The organism is Streptomyces sp. NPDC029292, from assembly GCF_055569295.1.
The window spans coordinates 228,848-249,992 of record NZ_JBVHXR010000005.1 but is presented as its reverse complement, the minus strand read 5'-3'; the positions used below and the strand labels follow the sequence as shown (position 1 = coordinate 249,992).

Annotated in this window: 19 protein-coding genes and 1 tRNA gene; 10 read left to right on the top strand and 10 right to left on the bottom strand. The window is 71.2% G+C overall.

Annotated features, from left to right (window positions below; translation table 11 throughout):
* Positions 1–171 precede the first annotated feature (171 nt).
* Positions 172–477 (bottom strand): hypothetical protein, encoded by a 306-nt coding sequence (locus ACZ4WS_RS14570; protein WP_467980360.1) that lies wholly within the window; start codon positions 475–477, stop codon positions 172–174.
* Between the two features lie 368 nt (positions 478–845).
* Between ACZ4WS_RS14570 and ACZ4WS_RS14565 the strand changes: the two genes are divergently transcribed.
* The gene (locus ACZ4WS_RS14565) at positions 846–1,733 is read left to right on the top strand and encodes a bifunctional DNA primase/polymerase (protein ID WP_467980358.1); all 888 of its coding nucleotides are present in this window, start codon (positions 846–848) and stop codon (positions 1,731–1,733) included.
* 131 nt (positions 1,734–1,864) lie between these two features.
* Here ACZ4WS_RS14565 and ACZ4WS_RS14560 read toward each other — a convergent pair.
* Both ACZ4WS_RS14560 and ACZ4WS_RS14555 read right to left on the bottom strand, forming a co-directional pair.
* A tRNA-Ser gene (locus tag ACZ4WS_RS14560) sits at positions 1,865–1,951 on the bottom strand.
* Between the two features lie 45 nt (positions 1,952–1,996).
* Positions 1,997–3,523: a S1C family serine protease gene (locus ACZ4WS_RS14555; protein WP_467980356.1), complete on the bottom strand. Its 1,527-nt coding sequence runs from the start codon at positions 3,521–3,523 to the stop codon at positions 1,997–1,999.
* Positions 3,524–3,780: 257 nt separating this feature from the next.
* On the opposite strand from ACZ4WS_RS14555, the gene ACZ4WS_RS14550 reads away from it, so the two are divergent.
* From ACZ4WS_RS14550 to ACZ4WS_RS14540, 3 genes are all read left to right on the top strand, one after another.
* Entirely contained in the window at positions 3,781–4,590 is an 810-nt protein-coding gene (locus ACZ4WS_RS14550) for a glycerophosphodiester phosphodiesterase (RefSeq protein ID WP_467980354.1), read from the top strand.
* A gap of 118 nt (positions 4,591–4,708) precedes the next feature.
* A complete protein-coding gene (locus tag ACZ4WS_RS14545) occupies positions 4,709–5,338 on the top strand; it encodes an ATP-binding protein (protein WP_467980352.1) in 630 nt (209 codons plus the stop codon).
* A 127-nt stretch (positions 5,339–5,465) separates the two neighbouring features.
* Positions 5,466–6,431, top strand: a complete 966-nt coding sequence (locus tag ACZ4WS_RS14540; protein WP_467980350.1) for a DUF5926 family protein — start codon at positions 5,466–5,468, stop codon at positions 6,429–6,431.
* Between the two features lie 302 nt (positions 6,432–6,733).
* On the opposite strand, the gene ACZ4WS_RS14535 is transcribed toward ACZ4WS_RS14540, so the two are convergent.
* Positions 6,734–7,258 (bottom strand): hypothetical protein, encoded by a 525-nt coding sequence (locus ACZ4WS_RS14535; RefSeq protein WP_467980349.1) that lies wholly within the window; start codon positions 7,256–7,258, stop codon positions 6,734–6,736.
* A gap of 56 nt (positions 7,259–7,314) precedes the next feature.
* Positions 7,315–7,980 carry a bifunctional DNA primase/polymerase gene (locus tag ACZ4WS_RS14530; protein WP_467980347.1) on the bottom strand — a complete coding sequence of 222 codons (666 nt, stop codon included), beginning with the start codon at positions 7,978–7,980 and terminating at the stop codon, positions 7,315–7,317.
* 483 nt (positions 7,981–8,463) lie between these two features.
* On the opposite strand from ACZ4WS_RS14530, the gene ACZ4WS_RS14525 reads away from it, so the two are divergent.
* The 4 genes from ACZ4WS_RS14525 (at position 8,464) to ACZ4WS_RS14510 (ending at position 14,387) form a co-directional block, all read left to right on the top strand.
* Positions 8,464–9,975, top strand: coding sequence for a PP2C family protein-serine/threonine phosphatase (locus ACZ4WS_RS14525; protein ID WP_467980540.1), 1,512 nt, complete (start codon positions 8,464–8,466; stop codon positions 9,973–9,975).
* Positions 9,976–10,088: 113 nt separating this feature from the next.
* Positions 10,089–11,576 (top strand): aminopeptidase P family protein, encoded by a 1,488-nt coding sequence (locus ACZ4WS_RS14520; RefSeq protein WP_467980345.1) that lies wholly within the window; start codon positions 10,089–10,091, stop codon positions 11,574–11,576.
* An 88-nt stretch (positions 11,577–11,664) separates the two neighbouring features.
* Positions 11,665–13,050, top strand: coding sequence for a MocR-like pyridoxine biosynthesis transcription factor PdxR (pdxR, locus tag ACZ4WS_RS14515; protein WP_467980344.1), 1,386 nt, complete (start codon positions 11,665–11,667; stop codon positions 13,048–13,050).
* 68 nt (positions 13,051–13,118) lie between these two features.
* The gene (locus ACZ4WS_RS14510) at positions 13,119–14,387 is read left to right on the top strand and encodes an MFS transporter (protein ID WP_467980342.1); all 1,269 of its coding nucleotides are present in this window, start codon (positions 13,119–13,121) and stop codon (positions 14,385–14,387) included.
* Here ACZ4WS_RS14510 and ACZ4WS_RS14505 read toward each other — a convergent pair.
* The 5 genes from ACZ4WS_RS14505 to ACZ4WS_RS14485 all read right to left on the bottom strand — a co-directional run bounded on the left by ACZ4WS_RS14505 (position 14,362) and on the right by ACZ4WS_RS14485 (position 19,116).
* The gene (locus ACZ4WS_RS14505; RefSeq protein WP_467980340.1) at positions 14,362–15,201 is read right to left on the bottom strand and encodes a triphosphoribosyl-dephospho-CoA synthase; all 840 of its coding nucleotides are present in this window, start codon (positions 15,199–15,201) and stop codon (positions 14,362–14,364) included. The genes ACZ4WS_RS14510 and ACZ4WS_RS14505 overlap by 26 nt on opposite strands.
* A gap of 9 nt (positions 15,202–15,210) precedes the next feature.
* Positions 15,211–16,167 (bottom strand): intradiol ring-cleavage dioxygenase, encoded by a 957-nt coding sequence (locus tag ACZ4WS_RS14500; protein WP_467980338.1) that lies wholly within the window; start codon positions 16,165–16,167, stop codon positions 15,211–15,213.
* 193 nt (positions 16,168–16,360) lie between these two features.
* The gene (locus ACZ4WS_RS14495) at positions 16,361–16,969 is read right to left on the bottom strand and encodes an acyl-CoA-like ligand-binding transcription factor (protein WP_467980337.1); all 609 of its coding nucleotides are present in this window, start codon (positions 16,967–16,969) and stop codon (positions 16,361–16,363) included.
* Between the two features lie 19 nt (positions 16,970–16,988).
* Positions 16,989–18,536: an MFS transporter gene (locus ACZ4WS_RS14490; RefSeq protein ID WP_467980335.1), complete on the bottom strand. Its 1,548-nt coding sequence runs from the start codon at positions 18,534–18,536 to the stop codon at positions 16,989–16,991.
* A 124-nt stretch (positions 18,537–18,660) separates the two neighbouring features.
* On the bottom strand, positions 18,661–19,116 hold the full coding sequence (locus tag ACZ4WS_RS14485) for an ATP-binding protein (protein WP_467980333.1): 456 nt from the start codon (positions 19,114–19,116) through the stop codon (positions 18,661–18,663).
* Between the two features lie 234 nt (positions 19,117–19,350).
* On the opposite strand from ACZ4WS_RS14485, the gene ACZ4WS_RS14480 reads away from it, so the two are divergent.
* Together ACZ4WS_RS14480 and ACZ4WS_RS14475 are read left to right on the top strand one after the other, a co-directional pair.
* Positions 19,351–20,238, top strand: coding sequence for a hypothetical protein (locus tag ACZ4WS_RS14480; RefSeq protein WP_467980332.1), 888 nt, complete (start codon positions 19,351–19,353; stop codon positions 20,236–20,238).
* A 150-nt stretch (positions 20,239–20,388) separates the two neighbouring features.
* On the top strand, positions 20,389–21,126 hold the full coding sequence (locus tag ACZ4WS_RS14475) for a YcnI family copper-binding membrane protein (RefSeq protein ID WP_467980330.1): 738 nt from the start codon (positions 20,389–20,391) through the stop codon (positions 21,124–21,126).
* Positions 21,127–21,145: the final 19 nt, after the last annotated feature.

The following is a 21,145-nucleotide window of genomic DNA, read 5'->3' as shown; positions in this document are numbered from 1 at the left end:
AGATGCCGTGCACTGTCAAGGTCACGGAGTCCGCGCCGCCGGGACCGCCCGGCCGCCCGGAAACGCGTCTGCGCGACGGCACCGAAGCACCGCCGCGCAGACGCGTCACACCCCACAGAGCACAACCCCACACGGGATTTCAGGGCCGATGAGAGCGCATCGGCCCACGGCTCACCAGAGTTCGGTGAAGTTGACGACGGTGTACGACTGGTCGATGGCGGTGAACGCGGAACGGTTCACCTGGGCCGTGTTGCTCTGGTTCGAGGCACCGGAGCCGACCGCCTGCTGCTGTGTGGTGGAGGAGTTGCCGTTGTTGTTGTGTCCGACCCCGCTGCCGCTGACGGTCGCCACGCCCGCGTTCGATCCGTCGTCCGCGAAGGCGCCGTTGTCTGCCGCCGCGACGCCGGTGAAGAGGGCGGCCGCGAGGGGCAGGGCCGCGACGGCGGCGAGGACGCGGGCGGTACGGATGCTTGCCATGTGAATTCCTCCAGAACCGGTTGTACGCACCGGTGGTGAACCGGGATGTACGTGAAATACGACTTGCTCCAAGGCGGTTGGCCGACCACCTCGGTGTTGTGCACGACGTCGCGAATCCAGAGTTGCCCACCGAATCCCCGGCGAACCACCCCGGAAGCCGTGATTCGCCCTCAAGCGTGATGACATGTCGATAAACCCCCTTCACGCCCATAAACCCCCTGCCAGCCCCGGCAGGCAGCCTCATCCCAGGCGCCGCAAGGGCTGAAGCGTTCCGGCACATTTCGACCAATCCCACCCAGCGCCTTCCGTCGCCCCCATCCCCTGATCGAGCCCTTCCCTTTTTCGAACACTCGTACGAACATAGAGGCATGGCCACCATCGACCGGCAGGCCACGACCCTGGCCCTGGCCCACGCCCTGTCCGCCGCCGAGCGCGGCCTCGCGGTGATCCCGCTGTCCCGCACGAAGCTCCCGGCCCTGCGCTCCCCCCACCGCGACGACCCCGACCCCACGACACGCGCATGCCACGGCGAATGCGGCCGCTTCGGGCATGGCGTGTACGACGCCTCGACCGACCCCCGGCGCATCCGCGAACTCTTCGCCGCCGCCCCCTGGGCCACCGGCTACGGCATCGCCTGCGGCCTCGACCCGCACCACCTCATCGGCATCGACCTCGACACCAAATCCGGTACGGACTCCTCGGCGGCCCTGCGCGAACTGGCCCTGCGCCACCTCTTCACGATCCCGGACACGGTCGTCGTCCTGACCCCCAGCGGCGGCCGCCACCTCTGGCTGAGCGGCCCGCCCGACGTCGTCGTCCCCAACTCCGCGAGCCGCCTGGCCCCCGGTATCGACATCCGCGGCGCCGGCGGCTACCTGGTCGGCCCCGGCTCACGCACCGAACACGGCGTGTACGGCACGGCCCCGGGCACCGCCCAGCTGGCCCCGGCGCCCTGCCCGCGCGAACTCCTGCGCCTGCTCACGCCCGCGCCCCGTACGCACCACCCCACGCCCCTCTCGACCGGCCAACACGGCCAGGGCCTGATCCAGTTCGTGCTCGCCGCCCACGCGGGCCAGCGCAACACCCGCCTCTTCTGGGCCGCCTGCCGCGCCTATGAGAACGGCATCGGCCCCCAACTGACCGCCCCCCTGGTCGAAGCCGCCGTCCGCACCGGCCTCACCGAACGCGAGGCCCGCTCGACGGTCGCCTCGGCGGCACGGATGACGGTCCAGCGGCCGAGGCCTGCGGGAAGCTGAGCCGCCGCGGACGGCAACGCTCCACTGCGCTCGCTCAACAGGGTCACGCACGGCGTCGAGTTCATGCAGGCCCGTCGGCTTCACGCAGAAGGGGTGTCTCTCGTTGAGAGACACCCCTTCTGACCTGCAAGCGGTGGGTGTGGGATTTGAACCCACGGTGACATCGCTGCCACGACGGTTTTCAAGACCGTTCCCTTAGGCCGCTCGGGCAACCCACCCCGCGCCGTCAACCATGGTGACGGCGCGGGGACAAGACTAACCGGTCAGCTGTCGCCCGCGCGCTGTCCCAGGGTGACCTCGGCGGTGTGGGTCTTGCCGTCGCGCGTGTAGGTGAGCTTGACGACGTCGCCGGGCTGGTGGGTCCAGATCTCGCCGATGAGGGTGGGGCCGCTGTCGATCACCTGGTCGTCGAGCTTGGTGATGACGTCGCCGGGCTTGAGGCCGGCCTTGTCGGCGGGGCCGCCGGAGGTGACCGCGGCGGAGCCGCTCGCGCCCTGCTCGGTGATCTTCGCGCCGCCGGTGCCCTCGTCGAGGGAGACCGACGCGCCGATCACCGGGTAGACCGGCTCGCCCGTCTTGATCAGCTGCTGGGCGACGTTCTTCGCCTGGTTGATCGGGATCGCGAAGCCCAGGCCGATGGAACCGGACTGGCTGGTGCCGCCGAGGCCGCCGCTGCTCGAGGACTGAATCGCCGAGTTAATGCCGATGACCGCGCCCTGCGCGTCCAGAAGAGGGCCACCGGAGTTGCCGGGGTTGATCGAGGCGTCCGTCTGCAGGGCGCTCATGTACGAGGCCTTGCTGCTGGAGCTGCCGTCGCTGGAGGCCACCGGGCGGTTCTTGGCGCTGATGATGCCTGTGGTCACCGTGTTGGAGAGACCGAAGGGCGCGCCGATCGCGATCGTCGAGTCGCCGACGGCCACCTTGTCGGAGTCGCCGAGCGCGAGCGGCTTCAGGCCCGACGGGGGGTTCTTCAGCTTGATGACCGCGACGTCGTAGCCCTGGGCGTGGCCGACCACTTCGGCGTCGTACTTCTTGCCGTTGGGGAAGGTCGCGGTGAGCTTGCCGCCGTCGACCGCGTCCGCCACGACGTGGTTGTTGGTGAGGATGTGGCCCTGGGTGTCGAAGACGAAACCGGTGCCGGTGCCGCCCTCGCCGCTGGTGCTCTGGGCCTCGATGGTGACGGTGCTCGGCAGCGCGCTGGCGGCCACGTTCGCGACCGTGCCCGAGGCGCGCTTCACGTCGCCGCTGCTGCTCGGGGCGGAAACGGTCGTCGAGTCGGTGGAGTTGTCGTTGTTCTTGGCCAGCGAGTAGCCGATGCCACCGCCGACGCCGCCCGCGACCAGCGCGGCCACCAGGATCGCTGCGACCAGGCCGCCGCGCCCGTTCTTCGGCTTCGGCGCGGGCTGCTGGTAGGAGGAGCCCCAGCCGTCGGATCCCGAACCACCGCCGTCGGCGTACGAAGGAGTGGCGGGCGGCGGAGGCGGCCAGCCCGCCTCGGCGGCGGAGCCCGGTCCTGCGGAGGCGCCTTCCGCGGAACCCGGTACCCCCGCGCCGTATCTCTGCGCTTCGGAACCCTGTCCGGCCCCGGCGGAGGCGTAGTCCGGCTGCCCCGCGGGCGCCGACGTCTGCTCCTGCGCGCCTGGGGCGCTCGGAGGCACCGCCGGGATCGGAGCGGTCGGTGCGCCCCCCTCGGGCGCAGCGGCCTGCGCGGAAGCAGCGGGAGTGTCCACCGGCACAGGAGGTGCGGACGGGGCCGGGGGTACTGCGGTGCCCTCGTTCTCGGTGCTCACAGCTCTTCTCCTCGATCCACGGCTGTTGTTCTCGGTCGCACTCGGTCACGCTCATTCACGCTTGTCGGCGGTCCGGCGCGATTCAGCTGTGCATGTGCCTTTGTCTGCCGTCAGCTTTTCCCACCGGCCGTCAGAGCACCATAAGCGGTGGCTGTGGGTCCGAGGCGATCCTTTATAACGGACCTGTCCGGCGAAACTGACCGATTCGTGATGTCTCCGCCCGCACGCCTGCCCCGTGGCGGTGGCACCATGACGCGGTGACCCTCGCACGACAGCACCCGATTCAAGTCGTCGCCCACCGCGGAGCCTCCGAAGAGGCCCCCGAGCACACCCTGGCCGCGTACAAGAAAGCGATCGAGGACGGTGCGGACGCCCTCGAGTGTGACGTACGGCTGACCGCGGACGGCCATCTCGTCTGTGTCCACGACCGCCGCGTCAACCGTACGTCCAACGGCCGCGGAGCGGTCTCGGCCCTGGAGCTCGCCGAGCTCGCCGCACTGGACTTCGGCGCCTGGAAGAACCGCGACGAGTCGCCCGACTGGGAGTACGGCCCCGGGGACCCGGAGGACACCTCCGTCCTCACCCTGGAGCGGCTGCTCGAGCTCGTCGCCGACGCGGGCCGCCGCGTCGAGCTGGCCATCGAGACGAAGCACCCGACGCGCTGGGCGGGCCAGGTGGAGGAGCGGCTGCTGCTCCTGCTGAAGCGTTTCGGCCTGGACGCCCCGGAGTCCGCCGCCGAGTCGCGCGTACGCGTCATGAGCTTCTCGGCGCGCTCACTGCACCGCGTCCGGTCCGCGTCCCCGGCCTTGCCCACGGTCTATTTGCTGCAGTTCGTCTCGCCCCGGCTGCGCGACGGACGGCTGCCCGCGGGTGTCCGGATCGCGGGCCCGTCGATGCGGATCGTACGCAGTCACCCCGCGTACATCGAACGACTGAAACGAGCCGGACACCAGGTGCACGTCTGGACCGTGAACGAGCCCGAGGACGTCGATCTCTGCGTTGAGCTGGGCATTGACGCCATCATCACCAACCGCCCGCGCGCGGTGCTGCGCCAGCTGGGCCGCTGACTTCCCGGCGGACACGCCCGGGAGGCACCGGAAATCCACCCCGCCAACACGGACGAAAACCGGCCGGGCAATTACAGGGAGTGCACCGGCGCGTTCGTTCCGTATTCGATCGTTACGAGTGCGTCAGGAGACGTGGATTGGCCGGTTTCCGGTCCAGTCCAAAAGGGCATCCACACCGTGGCGTGGGGCAAAGGAGGTCTCGGGGGTGGCGTTGGTGGTGGCACAGGAGGTGCCCACGTCGTCGAGCATGGCCGTACCCCATGGCCCTGCGGGCGTGGGGAAAGCAAGACACCGGATGCGTGATCAGCTGCGTTCCGGTGGCGTGGCGGAATCGGTCATCGACGATGCCGTACTGATCCTTTCCGAACTGCTCAGCAATGCGTGCCGGCACGGCAGGCCACTGGGCGACGCCCTGGCGGGGGACGGCGACGTCCGCGCCGCGTGGCGTGTCGACGCGTCCGGAAGACTCACCGTCGAGGTGACGGACGGCGGTGGTCCGACCCGCCCGGTTCCGGCCACGCCCTCGGTCACCGCGCACGGCGGCCGCGGGCTGAACATCATCACGGCACTGGCCAAGGACTGGGGCGTCCGGGACGACGCCCGCGGAGAGGTCACGGTGTGGGTCGTCGTCCAGGAGAACGTGGAAACGGCGCGCCGACGTGACGATTTCGCTACGCGCGTCGCGTCACCGTCCGTCTCCGGGATACCCGACCTGGATTTCGCGGACGCCTTCGAGGGCTTGGACTGAGACGACCTGGACCGAAGCATCTGTTCCGGGACGACTCGGTGCGTTGTCCACAGGGTCCCGTCAGCCGTCGCGCGAACGGCTAGGCTCGCGCCCGTACGAGACGAGCCGTAATCGGGAGACACCCACGATGGCCAAGAAGCGACCCCAGACGAAGGCCAAGCAGCCGCGGATCAGCGACGGAGAGGTCCCGGTTGTCGGTGCTCGCGAACCCTGCCCCTGCGGCAGTGGCCGCCGCTACAAGGCCTGTCACGGCCGGGCAGCCGCGCACGCCGTGACCGAGCTGGTGCAGCGCCCCTTCGAGGGCCTGCCGGGCGAGGGGGACTGGGTCGCGCTGCGCGAGCTGGTGCCCGCCGCGACCGTCGAACTGAAGCTCAAGGAGACCCTCCCCGAGGGCGTCCCGTCGGTCACGCTCGCCACGGTCCTGCCGATGGCGTGGCCCGCGCTGCGCCGCGACGACGGCTCGGTCCTGCTGGGCCTGCAGAACGACACGGCGTCCGGCGACATCAGCCGCGATCTCGCCGACACCCTCCAGCGCGCGCTCACCGCGAAGCCCGGCACTCCGGTCGAGGGCCGGCGCGCCCCTGCCGACGGTCCGCGGCTACAGGATCTGCTCGACCCCGAAGGCACGTTCGAGCCAGTTGTGCACGCGGGCTTCGAGTTCTGGGTCCCGGACGCGGAGAACACGGCACCCGAGGTGTCCGCCTCCCTGGAGCGGGCCAACGCCGCCGCCATCCCGACCGTGAAGCTCGCCGGCGTCGACGCGGCGTACTGGTGCGAGACCCCCGACAAGAACCATCTGCGCTGGGTCATGCCGCACCCCGAGGAGCAGCTTCTGGACGCCCTCGCGCGGCTGCACGCGGCCGGTTCGTCGAGCCTCGGCGAGGGCACCCGGCTCGTCGGTTCCTTCCGCGCGCACGGGCTCACGGTGCCGGTCTGGGACCTGCCGACGGGTGTCACGGCGGAGGACATCGAGAAGCCGGCGGCCGAGTTCGCCGAGCGCCTCGCCACCGCTCTGGCCACCGACGCGCCGCTCAGCGCGGACGAGCGCCGGGCGCGCGGCGGCCTCACCAACCGACAGGTGACGCTCAGCTGACGCACAGGGAGCGAACTGACCGACCGTTCAGCTGGTCAGCGCCTCACGGAGCGGGTGACTCCTGTCACAACTCCCTGTTGTGACAGGTAAATCCGTGTCCGAATAGCCGAGATCGAATTTGCGAACCGCCGATCTCTTGTTACCGTTCGAGTAGCCCGGTTGCTGGTGCATCCCCCGTCGCCAGCAACCGGGTCTTTCCATGTGCGGATCCAGCGGCGCTCTCGCTGCGGATCCGACCGCGCGCTCGGCGCGGAACCGGACCCCCTCCCCGTACGGCACCTCGGGCGGCACCAACTCGCGTGCTACGAGGCCGAGTTGCTCCCGGAGCGCAGCAGTAGCGGTCCGCTCCCGGTGCCCTTCGCGAACTCCGCGACCGCCGTGTACGCCCCCACATCCCCCGTCGTGCGCTCCCGGGGCGTCTCGCACGCCCCCGGGTCGTCCTCCGCGCCCATCGCGCAGCGCATCTGCACCGTGCGGCCACCCGGCCCCATGAGGCTCAGTACGGAGCTCAGCTCGTCGCCCGTCGCGTTGCGGTAGTAGGTGCGCGCCCAGGTGTCCTCACCCTGTGTCAGGACACAGGTCTGCGCCTCGATGCCGTCGGGCGAGGAGAGCTCGGGTCCGCACCGGGCGGCGGTGGCGAGACCGAGGCCGAGCAGCAGGGGCGACCGCGTGGGTGCGGGGGCCTCCTGCCGCTTGGCGTCATCGCGTTCGGATGCGCGTACGACCGCGGGACCCTCGTCACCGACGGGTCCCGCGGATGCCACGGCCAGCGGAAGGGCGACCGTGACCGCCACTACGCCCGCGAGTGCGAGCAGGCGAACGTTCATGAGGGCGAAGATATCGACCGGGGGCGGGCGCGCGGTTCACCGCGCGCCGGGCACCGCTACAACTCGGGCGCGCTCACACCCGTACGAGTGAGGGCCTCCACCACCGCGTCCACGACGGCCTCCACATCGGGCACCCAGGGGGCGGCCGAGCCGGGCAGCGGCGCGCGCTCCCAGCGGATCTCGCCCTGGCCGGTCTCGGACGGGGGCAGCGCGATGTATCCGCCCTCGCCGTGGAAGCGCAGGGAGCCGGGCACGTAGTCCTTGGCATACAGCAGCTCGCCGAGCTGCTCCATGGAGTACGGCGCGACGAGGATCGACCAGCGCGTGGGGGACGCGACGACCGGGCCGAGGCGCATGCTCTTGCGGTCGAGCGCGACGAGCGCGCGGGACGCCGCGAGGGCGGGCAGGCTCACCGCGCAGGGGGCCCTGCCTCCGGTGGCCAGCACGATGGGTGCCGACGGCCGGTTGGTCCACCACCAGCGCACCATGCGCTCGTCGGTGGTGGCCGCGAGAAGACCGGGGTCGAAGGGATGGGCGCCGGGCACCGTGCACTCCGGGTCGGGGCATCCGCAGCGGGCGCGCCCCTGCGGGTCCGATGCCACACCCGGGAGTACGGGCCACTGCCATTCGGTCGCGAAGGTCAGGGCCGGCTTGAGCATCTCAGGCCGCCCGCTGTTTCGCCTGGACAGGAGCCTGCGTCGCCTTCCGAGGATCTCGCGCATGAGCGCTCGTTCCTTTCCGTTGCACGCCTGGCAACACTGTGGACCACATCACACCATGTGTCGATCACTTCACTGTGCGTACCTGCTGGCGCATCACACCCCTGCTGGAGACAAGGGGAACCCCTCTGGGCCGAGCGTTTGGCTGCGTCCGCGTCCATACTGCGTCTGTCTAAAGCATGGGCATGGCGTGGGGTGGCGGCGCCTGGCGTTTTGCCGTCCCGCGTATTTCTTGCCGCCTCCGCCACGGGAGGATGGGGCACGGTCGTCGGTGGTTAAGACGCCCGGGTCCGTCGCCAGGTTCCGGGCGTAACCCAACCACCCCTGGCCTTCACCGAGTACGTACCCATCACGACCGCTGTGACGCTCCGTCGAACAGGGCCAGTCGACCCCAATAAGCCGTTACCCGAGTCAGTTTTAAGCCAACTTTGCTTTCCCGCAAGAGCATCAACGAGTCCCATGGACACCAGGAATCCCAGCAGGACAATGCTGGACATCCCCTCACGAGTGCGTGTACATGTGGAGACACTGCTAGCGGCGCAGAACGACATGGGGGTTTGCGATGCTATTGAGCAATACGCACCGGTCGGAAAGCCGGACGCCATGAACGCCCCTCACCTTCCGAAAGTGGCCGGAATCGATTCAACGGTTCCGTCGCCCGCACACACTGTCGCGCCAACGACTGCCGCCACGGGTGTCTCTTCGGCCACCTCTTCCACCGGCCCCGGAGCCGTTCTCCAAGATCGTCTCGCGGGCTGGGTCTCGGATCTCACCACCCTCCATGAACTCACCGAGCGCCTGGCACGCACCGCGACGCTGAGCGACGCACTCCAGGAACTGCTGCGCGCCGGAGCCGCCCTCGTGGGCGCCCGGCGCGGTCTCGTCGTCATGGAACCGGGCGACGGGCTCGGCCCGGACACCACGATCGGCCTGGGCCTCGCGCGGGCGGATCTCGGCCACATCGAGACGGTGCCGCGCAGCTCCATGTCGTACGGCAGGATCCTGGACGGGCTGCCGGGCGGCGAGGCCGAGATCACGCAGCCCGACCTGTTCTCCGAGGACGGGCTCGACCCCCGCCACCGCGAGGTGGCCGCCCGGCTCGGCTACGCCGCGAGCTACGCGCTGCCCCTGTCCACCGAGGCCGCGGGCCGGCTGGGCGCCGCCGTATGGCTCTACGACGAGCCCGCCGAACCCGTCGAGCGCCAGCGCCATCTCATCGGCCTCTATGCCCGGTACGCGACCGAGCACCTGGCACGGCTGCTGGAACTGGAGCGCACGCGCGCGTGCATGACGACGATGTCCGAGGAGCTGCTCCCCCCACGGCTGCCCCGGGTCTCCGGCGTCCAGCTCGCCGCCCGGCACCGCACCGGGCCGCGCGGCGGCGGCGACTGGTTCGACGCGCTGCCGCTGCCCGACGCCGCGCTCGGCCTCGCGGTCGGCTCCGTCACCGGGTCGGGGCCCAGCGCGGTCGCCGCGATGGGCCGTCTGCGGGCGTCCCTGCGGGCGTACGCCGTGATGGAGGGCGAGGACCCCGTCGCCGTCCTGTCCGACCTCGAACTGCTGCTCAGGCTCACCGAGCCCGCCCGCTCCGCGACCGCCCTCTTCGCGTACTGCGAGCCCGCGCTGCGCAAGCTCACGCTGGCCGGCGCCGGACACAGCCCGCCCCTGGTGATCGGCGCGCGGCGCACGGAGTTCGTGGAGACCTCCCTGTCGGCGCCCCTGGGGATGCTCGCCTGCTGGGAGGCGCCGAGCGTCGAACTGACCGCCCAACCGGGCGAGACCGTGCTCCTCTACACGGACGGCCTGCTGCACCGCACCGGCGACCCCATGGACCGCGCCTTCGCGCGGTTGCACGCGGCGGCCGCCGGCGTCCCCAGGGCGCTGCGCGACGATCCGGGCGCGATCGCCGATCACGTCCTGCGGAGTGTGCTGCCGGACGGGCTGGACGAGGCAGACAGCGTGGAGGACGTCGTACTCCTGGCGGCGCGTTTCGAGTGAGCGTTTGGAGGCCGCTTTGAGTGAGCCGTACGTAACAGGTCTTCCGGCCCTGGGCCCCCTTCAGTACGACCGTACGATGGTGGGGGTCCAGAGTCGTATCTAGGAGGCAGACCGTGTCGGAGGCGCTCAACCCGGAGACCCCGGAAGCCGTGCTCGACGAAGCCGCTGACGAAGCGGGCGAAGAAGAGCCGATCAAACAGCGCAAGAACGGCCTGTACCCGGGCGTGTCCGACGAGCTGGCCGAGAACATGAAGTCCGGCTGGGCCGACACGGAGCTGCGCGGCCTGGAGCCGATCGCGCAGGCCGAGTACACGGCCGCCCGCCGTGCCGCGCTCTCCGCGCGCTTCCCGGGCGAGCGCCTGGTGATCCCCGCGGGCAACCTGAAGACCCGCTCGAACGACACGGAGTACCCCTTCCGTGCCTCGGTCGAGTACGCGTACCTCACCGGCAACCTGACCGAGGACGGCGTCCTGGTCCTGGAGCCCACCACCAGCGGCCACAAGGCGACCATCTACCTGCTGCCGCGCTCCGACCGCGAGAACGGCGAGTTCTGGCTGTCCGGGCAGGGCGAGCTGTGGGTCGGCCGCCGCCACTCCCTCGCCGAGGCCGAGCAGCTGTACGGCATCCCGGCCTCGGACGTGCGCGAGCTGGCCGGCAAACTGAAGGAAGCCACCGGCCCCGTCCGTGTCGTCCGCGGCTACGACGCCGGGATCGAGGCGGCCCTGACCGACAAGGTCACCGCCGAGCGCGACGAGGAGCTGCGGGTCTTCCTCTCCGAGGCGCGGCTCGTCAAGGACGAGTTCGAGGCCGGCGAGCTCCAGAAGGCCGTCGACTCGACCGCGCGCGGCTTCGAGGACGTCGTACGGGTCCTCGACAAGGCCGAGGCGACCAGCGAGCGCTACATCGAGGGCACCTTCTTCCTGCGCGCGCGGGTCGAGGGCAATGACATCGGGTACGGCTCGATCTGCGCCGCCGGACCGCACGCCTGCACGCTGCACTGGGTGCGGAATGACGGTCCCGTGCGCTCCGGGGACCTGCTTCTGCTGGACGCGGGCGTCGAGACGCACACGCTCTACACCGCCGACATCACACGCACGCTGCCGATCAACGGCACGTTCACGGAGATCCAGAAGAAGATCTACGACGCCGTGTACGAGGCCCAGGAGGCCGGTATCGCGGCCGTGCAGCCGGGCGCCAAGTACCGCGACTTCCACGACGCCTCGCAGCGCGTGCTGGCCGAGAAGCTCGTCGAGTGGGGCCTCGTGGAGGGCCCGGTCGAGCGCGTCCTCGAGCTGGGCCTCCAGCGCCGCTGGACCCTGCACGGCACCGGTCACATGCTCGGCATGGACGTCCACGACTGCGCCGCCGCGCGGACCGAGACGTACGTGGAGGGCACGCTGGAGCCGGGCATGTGCCTGACCGTCGAGCCGGGCCTGTACTTCCAGGCGGACGACCTGACGGTGCCCGAGGAGTACCGCGGCATCGGCGTCCGCATCGAGGACGACATCCTGGTCACCGAGAACGGCAACCGGAACCTGTCGGCGGGCCTGCCGCGCCGCTCCGACGAGGTCGAGGCGTGGATGGCGTCCCTGAAGGGCTGACATAGCGGCTTTCAACGCCTGATACGAGACTGGTGGCCGGGTCCGAGGAGAGGTGCCCGGCCATTGGTGTGTCTGGGGGCGGCTTTTCGTGGACGATTTCTGGTCCGGCGTCGGGGTGGACCTGCATCTGGAGCCCGACGCGGCCGCGGGGCGCAGAGCCGGGCTCGAGCGCGCCCTGCGGGACGCCGTGCGCGACGGGCGGCTCGCTCCGGGCACGCGGCTGCCCGCGACCCGGCGGCTGGCGGCCGAGCTGGGCGTCTCGCGCGGGACGGCGAAGGGGGCGTACGACCAGCTGGTCGCCGAGGGGTATTTGACGGCCCGCCAGGGGTCGGGCACCGAGGTCGCGCTGTTGCCGGCCTCTTCTTTGGCGGCGCCGAACGGAGGGGCACGCGCGCGTGCGCCCCGTTTCGATCTGCGTCCCGGCAGCCCGGACGTCGGCACGTTCCCGGCGGCGGCCTGGCTGCGGGCGCTGCGGCGCGCGATCGCGACGGCGCCCTCCCTGGCGTACGACTACGGGGACCCGCGCGGGCGCATCGAACTGCGGACGGCGCTTTCGGGCTACCTGGGGCGCGCTCGGGGAGTGATCGCACCCCCCGAGCGGATCGTGATCACTTCGGGGTACGTGCAGGGGCTCGCGCTCCTCACGCGCGTGCTGGACGGCGGGACGGTCGCCATGGAGGACCCCGGGCTGCCGTTCCACCGGGATGTGGTGAGGAAGGGCGGCGGGTCCGTGGTGCCGCTGCCGGTCGACGAACGCGGCGCCTGCGCGGGCGCGTTGGATGCCTTGAGGGCGCACGCGGTCGTCGTCACGCCCGCGCACCAGTACCCGACCGGTGTCACGCTGCACCCCGAGCGTCGGCGGGCGCTCACCGACTGGACACGCGCGCGTGACGGGCTGATCGTCGAGGACGACTACGACGGGGAGTTCCGCTACGACCGGCAGCCGGTCGGCGCCCTCCAGGGGATGGCACCGGGCCAGGTCGTGTACCTGGGCACCGCCTCCAAGACGCTCGGGCCCGCGCTGCGCCTCGGCTGGATGGTGCTGCCGCCGCACCTGGTCGACGCGGTGGCCGACGTCAAGCTGCACAGCGACCATCACACCGAGTCCATAGGCCAGTTGGCGCTCACCGAGATGATCAACAGCCACGCGTACGACCGGCATGTGCGCGCATGCCGGCTGCGCTACCGGCGACGCAGAGACCAGCTCCTCGACCGGCTGGGGGCGCGGTCGAAGGTGCGCGGCATCGCGGCCGGGCTGCACGCGCTGGTCGAGGTGGCGGACGAGACCGAGGTGCTGGCGCGGGCCGCGGAGGAGGGGCTCGCGGTCGGGCGTCTCGGGGACCACTGGCACGCGCGCGGCGGGGAACGGCCGCAGGGGCTGGTCGTGGGGTACGGGACGCCTCGGGAGCGGGTGTACCCCGAGGCGCTGGAGGTCCTGGGGCGAGTGCTTGAGGGAGCGCGCCGCCCCAGCTGAATTGGGCCATCAACAGGTGTGGCAATTGGAGCTGTTGAGCATGCCAATATGCCCCTAGCGTCGAGGACATGACGAATGCAGCTCGCGTGCAGTCAAGCCGTCTCGTCCCGCCCGCCGGCCCACAGCGCGTCCTGGCCCTGGCCCAGTTGACCAACTCCGTCGGAGACGGCGCCTACTACGTGACCTCGGCGCTGTACTTCACCCACGTCGTCGGGATCGCCCCCGCGCGCGTGGGACTCGGGCTGACCGTCGCGTGGGCGATCGGCTCGCTGGTGGGCGTGCCGCTGGGGAGGCTCGCCGACCGGCGCGGGCCGCGCGGCACGGCGGTGCTGCTCGCGCTGGCTACCGCCGCGGCGATGGCGTCCTTCCTGGTCGTCCGTGGCTTCTTCCCCTTCGTCCTCGCGGCGTGCGCGTACGCGTCCGCGCAGTCGGGGCTCGCGGCGGCCCGGCAGGCGCTGCTCGCGGGGCTGGTACCCGCCGGGCAGCGGACCGGGCTCCTCGCGCATCTCCAGTCGACGCTCAACGCCGGTCTCGCGGTGGGCGCGGGGCTCGGCGGGCTCGCGCTGCACGCCGGGACGCGGGCCGCGTACCTCGGGGTGTTCGCGCTGGACGCGGTGAGCTTCCTGCTGTGCGCGGCGCTGCTGCTGCGCTTGCCGACCGTGCCGACCGCCCTCGTACAGCGGGGTCATGGACTCGGCGCCGGTGTCCTTCGCGACCGCCCGTACGTACTGGTCACGTTCCTCAACACCGTGCTGCTGCTGCGGATGCCGCTGCTCAGCCTCGGCATCCCGCTGTGGATCACCGAGCGCACCGAGGCGCCCGCCTGGCTGGTCTCCGCGCTGTTCGTGCTCAACACCGGCGCGGTGATGGTCTTCCAGGTGCGGATGGCGCGCGGGGTCACGGGGCGCGCGTCCGCCACGCGCGCGATACGCCGCTCCGGGCTGGTCATGCTGGCGTCCTGCGCCGTCTTCGCCCTGTCGTCCGGCGCCTCCCCGTGGGTCGCGGCCGGGGTCCTGGTGGCGGGCGCGGTCCTCCAGGTCGTCGCCGAGATGGAGCAGTCCGCCGGCTCCTGGCAGCTGGCCTTCGGCCTCGCGCCGGCCGACCGCATGGGCGAGTACCAGGGCTTCTTCGGCACCGGCGTCACGGTGGCCCGCACGATGGGTCCGCTGGTCCTGACGGCCCTGCTGGTGGGCTGGGGGACGCCGGGGTGGCTCCTGCTCGGCGGGCTGATGGCGGCGGCGTCGTTCGGGATGGGTCCGGCGGCGCGGTGGGCTGCCACGCGCGGCGTGACAGCCCCGAGCCGGGACGGGGTCAGGCAGCCCGTGCCGGTGCCCTGACCACCACCGGCAGCGCGTCCACGAACAGCGCCCCCGCGAGCAGCGCCCCGCTGCCACGGGGGCTCCACGCGCGCGCGTGGAGGTCGTCGTCGAAGGCGGCGAGGGCCTCGCGCCCCGCCTCCGTGACCGTACCGCCCGCCTCCAGCACGCCCCGGGCGCCCGCCTGGACATGGCGGAGACCGAGGGGACCGGCGGTGTACAGCAACTCCGTGTCCTGGAGGGTGGACATGACGGTGAGGAGGGCGTCGAGCCGGGCGTACGGCTCGGGCGCGCCGGCCGTGCGCGCGGCGCCGAGCGCGTCCAGCGCCCGGCGTACGTGCGGGAACCCGGCGCGCGCCTCACCACGCGCGCCGGCGGCGCCGTACTTCGCCGAGACGGACGACCCGCGGGAGGGCCGCCGCGGCGCCCGCCGGTCGGGGTGCGCGGCGATCCGCTTGGCGGTCGCGGCGACGTCGTTCCCGCTCGCACGGGGTTCCAGGGCCGCGGCCGCCACCAGGAGCCCGAGGGCCCACAGGGCGCCGCGGTGGCCGCCGCCCGCCAGGGCCACCGAGTGCTCGGTGGACCGGCCGATCGCGCCCAGCTCCGCACGGAGTTCGGGCGTGGGGTGACCGGTGCGGCGGGCGGCGGCCGCCATGGCCGCGAGGCCGGGCGCCAGCGCCTTGGCCGACCAGCGCAGGGAGCAGTGGTCCTGGCGGGTGGCCCGGGCGCCGAGATCGCGCGGGTCGGGCAGTCCGGGCTTGGGGGCCAGCTCCAGCTGGCACGTCAGCGCGGCCACGGCGGCCTGCGCGAGCGTCTCGTCCTCACGGCTGCTCATGGGCGTTCCTTACGAAGACGCCGACGCGGACGGGGAGGCACTGTCGCTCGGGGCGTCGCTCGGCGGCGTACCCGTCGGGGCGTCGCTCGGCGCGCCGCTCGGGGGCGTACCACCGCCGCCGCTGCCCGCGCCGGTGCTCTCGGCGTCGGGGTCGATACCCAGGGTGATGTAGCCCTTGTAGCCCTTGGACGGGTCCTTCTTGTGGACGGGCTCGAGCGTCAGCAGGCCGCTGGAGGCACCGCCGCCGTCGTACACCATGTCGTTGTCGAGCGTGGTGTAGCTGCCGGTGTGCTGGGAGTACGGCTCCAGGGCGAAGATCGTCTCGGCGATGTCGTCGTCGAAGAACAGCTGCCCGGTGTAGTTCACCGTGCCGCCCTCGTAGGTGCCGTCCTCCTTCTCGCCGCCGGTGTGCACCTTGACGTGGATGTGGCAGGTGCGCGGGGTGTACCAGCCGGGGATGATCGTCTCGAACTTGACGACCCCGTTGGCGTTGGCGACCTGGTAGCCGCGCAGGTACGTCTGATCGTTGGCGGTGGAGCCGTCCTCGCTCTCGGCGGGCGCGGAGCCGCCGGGGTTGGCGGTGGTGTAGCCGGAGTAGTAGCCCCAGGCGTCGCAGTGCCAGATCTCCACGGCGGCGCCGGAGACCGGGGCGCAGGAGTCGGTGGTGTCCTGGACGGTGATGCGCAGCGTCAGTGGAACGCCGCTCTTGCCCTCGGTGATGTCCTTCCGCACCAGGGCGCCGTCCAGGTAGTACGGCCCCTCGGTGACGCTGGACATCAGCACGCACGTGCCGCTGCTGGTGGAGCTCGCCGAGGCGGACGCGGCGTCGGTGGTGGTGGTCGTGGTCTCGTCGGCGAACGCCGCCTGGTATCCGGCGACCGCGAGTCCGCCGGCCGCGACCGTGCCTCCGGTCACCGCGAGGGCGCGGCGCCGGGTGATCGTTGTGTCCTTGTGGGTCCCAGTCATGGTCGGGAAGTTAGAAGCGGCACCCGTCAGGGTCATGGGGTGAGGCTGTGAACGGGATATGGATTCTGAGAAAGCTGAAGTCGGCGCGAACACGCCCTCCTCGGGAGCCCGAAAACGCCCTCCTAGGGGGTCCGAAACGTAAACGTGCCCCTCTAGAACCCCGAACAAGTGTGACAGCAGCGGCAGACGGAGCTCAGAACTCCAAGCCGTGCGACAGCAGCGGCAGATGACGCTCGTACAGCTGAGCCAGGTCCTCCGTGCCGCCGCCCTCGACCCAGTGCCGTACCAGCGTCGTGAAGACGGCGATGATGGCCGCGGCCGCGCACTTCACGTCGAGGTCCGAGGCATCCCGCCCGCTGCGCTCCGCGATGATCGCGGCGAGCTCCGCCTCGCTGCGCTCCTGCTCTCCCACCGAGCGGGCCCGGATCGCGGGGTCCGTGAAGGTGATCCGGGTCCGCAGCAGCAGCTCCTCGCGGTCCTGCTCCAGCAGCTGGCCCAGCGGGCCCCTCAGGGAGTGCAGGATCGCGTCGACGATCGGTTCGCCGGCCGGGCGGGCGCGCAGTGCCTCGACGAGCGCGGGGTCGTACTCGTCCTGGATGACCACGTCCTCCTTGGTGGGGAAGTACCGGAAGAACGTGCTCGGGGAGATCTCGGCCGCCTCCGCGATCTGGTCGACGGTCGTCGCCTCGTACCCGTGCTCGGCGAACAGGCGGTACGCCTCGCGGCGGACGCGGTCGCGGGTCTGTCGCTTCTTGCGCTCCCGCAGGCCGAGGGGAGCGGCCGAGGTCTCCTGCGCGGTCATACGACGGTCTCCTGCGTAGTCATGCCACCGATTCTGCTTGCTCGGGCGCGGCCTGGGCCACCTTCCGGGACTCCGTGGACCGGCTCGGCAAGTAGATCGCGGCGAGTACGGCGGCCAGCAGGGAGATGATCCCGCAGGCCGTAAGAACCAGGTTCATACCGTGGACGAAGGCCTCGTGCGCCGAGGTCGCGAGGCCCGTGTCGTGCAGTTGCCGGGAGACCTCGTCCGCGCCGGACACCGAGTCGCGGGCCGCGTCGGCCGCCGGCCCGGACAGGCCGTCGGTGCGGAGCCGGTTCAGATAGCCGTAGCCGAGGAGGCTGCCGAGGCCCGCCACGCCGAGGACGCCGCCGAGCTGCTGGACGGTCTCCAGGAGGCTCGTGCCCTGACCGGTGTTGCCCTCCGGCAGCGAGCCCATCACGAGGCTGGTCGCGGGCACGACGGCGAGGCCGAAGCCGAGGCCGGTGAGGGAGAGCCAGAGCGCGGTGAAGCCGTAGCCGTTCGAGACGTCCGAGGCCGCGCCGAGGAAGACCCCTCCGGCGAGGATGGCCATGCCGAGCGGGACGACGGTGCGGGCGCCGAGCCGGGGCACGACGGCCTCGCTCGCCGTGGCGGCGGCCATCAGCCCGCCGATCAGGGGCAGTACGCGGATTCCGGTGCCGAAGGAGTCGTGGCCGAGCACGGCCTGCAGGTACTGCGGGACGACGAACAGGATGCCCATCACGGCGAAGTTGACGAAGACCGCGATCAGCGTGCCCCACAAAAAGCGGCGGTCGGCGAACAGCTTCAGGTCGACCAGGGGGTGCGGGTGGCGGCGCTCGCGCCGTACGAAGCCGGTGAGGAGGCCGGCTCCGGCGACGAGGGTGGCGAGGACCGTCGGGTCGGTCCAGCCGTCGCGCGGGATCAGGATCGTGCCGTAGACGAGTGCCGTGATGCCGAGGGCGCTCAGTACGGCGCCGAGGGCGTCGAAGGGGACGGCGGCCTCGCGCTTCTTGTCGCTCGGCAGCAGCCACAGGCCCGCGACCAGGGCGAGGACGGTGACGGGCACGTTGAAGAGGAAGACCGAGCCCCACCAGAAGTGGTCGAGCAGCCAGCCGCCGACGAGCGGGCCGACGGGCATGCCCAGGGCGGTGGCCGCGGTCCAGGTGGCGATGGCCTTGGGCAGCTCCTCCTTGGCGAAGACGCGCGGCAGGATCGCCATCGAGAGCGGCATGATCGTGGCCGCGCCGAGGCCGAGGACGGCCCGGGCCGCGATGACCGTGGCGGGCGACCCGGCGAACGCACCGCCCAGCGAGGCGAGCCCGAAGAGCGCGATCCCGGAAAGCAGCAGCCGTTTGTGGCCGTACCGGTCGCCCAGCAGGCCGACCGGGAGCATGGCCACGGACAGGGCGAGCAGATAGCCGCCGCCGATCCACTGCAACTGCGCGCTGTCGGCGTGCAGATCGCCGGCGAGAGTCGGCAGGGCGACGTTGATGATCGTGCCGTCGAGCCCGACGATCAGCACGCTGAACGTGAGGGCGGCCAGTGCCCACCAACGGCGGGGCGACGGAGACAGGCGGGGTACGGACACGTGGACCTCCAAGAGGGAGCAACCTAATGAAAGGCTACTCCCAAATGGGAGTCTACTGTCAATATAAAGTTGGCTTCCAGATTGAGCGGTGGTGCGACCGGGGGCTTCGCCGCCGCTCAGCGCGCTAGGCCGTCAGCAAAGAAGGGTCCTTCTTCCACTTGAGGATCTTGTCGAAGCTGACCACCGCGCCGCCCCGCCCCGGCTTGTTGTCGAAGTGGACGTGGTCGGCGAGTTCCTGGATCAGACACAGGCCCCGGCCGTGCTCGGCGTCGGCACGCGCCGGACGGAGCGGCGTGCGGGCGCGACCCGACGGAAAGCCGGGGCCGGAATCGGCGACTTCGATGCGGCACGTCTCGCCGTCGAGGTAGGCGGTCACCCGGTAGGCCTCGGAGGAGGCGCCGTGCGCGGTGTCCCCGCCATGCTCGACGGCGTTGGCGCAGGCCTCGCTCAGGGCGACGGAAAGGTCGTAGGAGATGTCCGGGTCGACGCCCGCGGTCTCCATCGTGCCGAGCAGCAGGCGTCTGGCGAGCGGAACGCTCGCAGCCTCGCGCCGCAAATGGAGTGACCACCAGATGCTCATGCTCCAGCCTCCTGGCCGCGGCTCGACATACCGTTACGTATTGCCGCAAGCACCCGTGCGCAATCGCCCACTTGACGTGATGCCGCCCATACGGTGGATGCGCACGCGACAGGGATCGGTGTATGTGCGGGTGGCGCCCCCCAGATGGTGATCTTCCGGAACGTAAGCAGCCGAACGTCACCTTGCGGACCTGCCGTAGGGAACGGGTAAGCCCAGTGCGATGATGAGCCCGCCATGACTGCCCCCCACCAGCGCAGGGCGCGCTCCGGAATCGACCTCCGGATTCTGCGGGCCGCGGTGTTCGCCGCGGTCTGTGTCGTGCTGGCCGCGACCGGTCATGGGCTCGCCTCCTGCGCCACGGTCCCCCTGTGGACGCTGGGCGCCGGCTTCCTCGCGGTCTTCGCCGTCACCGCCGCCCTGGCGGGACGTGAACGCTCGCTGCCGGGCATCGCGGCGGTTCTCGCGGTCGGCCAGACCGTGTTGCACACACTGTTCGGCCTTGGCCAGTACGGCAGTACGGCCATCGGGTCGGGCACGTGGTCGATGTCGTCGATTTCTTCAATGTCGTCGATGTCGTCGATTTCTTCGGGCATGTCGATGTCCGACGCCTCGCTCGTCGAGCGGGCGGCACGGCTCGTGTGCGGCACGACCGCGGCGGCGATCAGCCCCGCGCAGGCCCAGAAGATCCTCGCCGAGGCGGGACTCGGTATGGGCATGACGCAGTCGATGCACCACCCCGCGGACGCCCTGTCGGCCGCCACGGGCTCCTCGATGTCGATGTCCATGTCGATGTCGGTGCTGCCCTCCCTGCCGATGCTGCTCGGCCACGTCCTCGCGGCCGTCGCCGCCGGATGGGTGCTGCGCCGCGGGGACATGGCACTGCTGCTTCTCATGCGGCTGTCCGCGCACGGGGTCGCGGAAGGGGCGCTCGTACGATCCCTGCGCGCCGCGCTCGCACTCGTGCGCGCCCTGCGCGCCGGACTTCCCGGTACGCCGGGCGCGGCGCCGCGCACTCCGCGCTCCGCACTGCTCGCGCCGCCGAAGCCTCGTACCACCACACTTCAGCACACGGTGATCCGACGCGGACCACCGTCCTCCACCGCACTCGTCCTCGCTGCCTGACACGACGCGCACTCCACGAAGGGGATGCCGTCGTGCGGCACACGCGCGTGCCCACCTTTTTCGGCACCTCTCCTTAGAGGGCACTTTTCGGCACGCGCACCCCTTCCTTCAACGGACTTTCAACGGACTGAAAGTGGAGTGTTTCCTGCCATGAAGGCTTCCCGTATCGCCGCCGCCGGTGCCGTCGCCGCCTCGGCCGTTCTCGCCCTGTCCGCCCCCGCCTTCGCGCACGTCAGCGTGCAGCCGGAGGGCGAGGCCACCAAGGGCGGCTGGGCGACCGTCGACTTCAAGGTTCCCAACGAGCGTGACAAGGCCTCGACGACCAAGCTCGAGGTGAGCTTCCCGACCGACCACCCACTCGCCTCGGTGATGCCGCAGCCCGTCGAAGGCTGGACCGTCAAGGTCACCAAGACCAAGCTCGCCAAGCCGGTCGAGATGGAGGGCGAGAAGATCGACGAGGCCGTCTCCAAGGTCACCTGGACCGCCACCGGCAAGGGCGTCGAGCCCGGCTTCTTCCAGAAGTTCCCGGTCGCCGTCGGACAACTGCCCGAGGACGCCGACGAACTGGTCTTCAAGGCCCTCCAGACGTACTCCGACAACGAGGTCGTGCGCTGGATCGAGCCTCAGAAGGAGGGCGAGGCGGAGCCCGAGAACCCGGCTCCGGTGCTCACGCTCACCGCCGCGTCCACGGAGGCGGGCCACCACGGCTCCGCCGGCACCACCGAGGATGCCTCCGCCTCCGAGGCGGCCGCCAAGGACACCACCGAGGCCGCGTCTTCCGACAGCAGTGACACCACCGCGCGCGTGCTCGGCATCGTCGGCATCGTCGTCGGCGTCGCGGGCGTGGCGTTCGGCGTGCTGGCCGGTCGTCGGCGTACGAACGCCTGAGGTCCACCCCCTTTCGGTG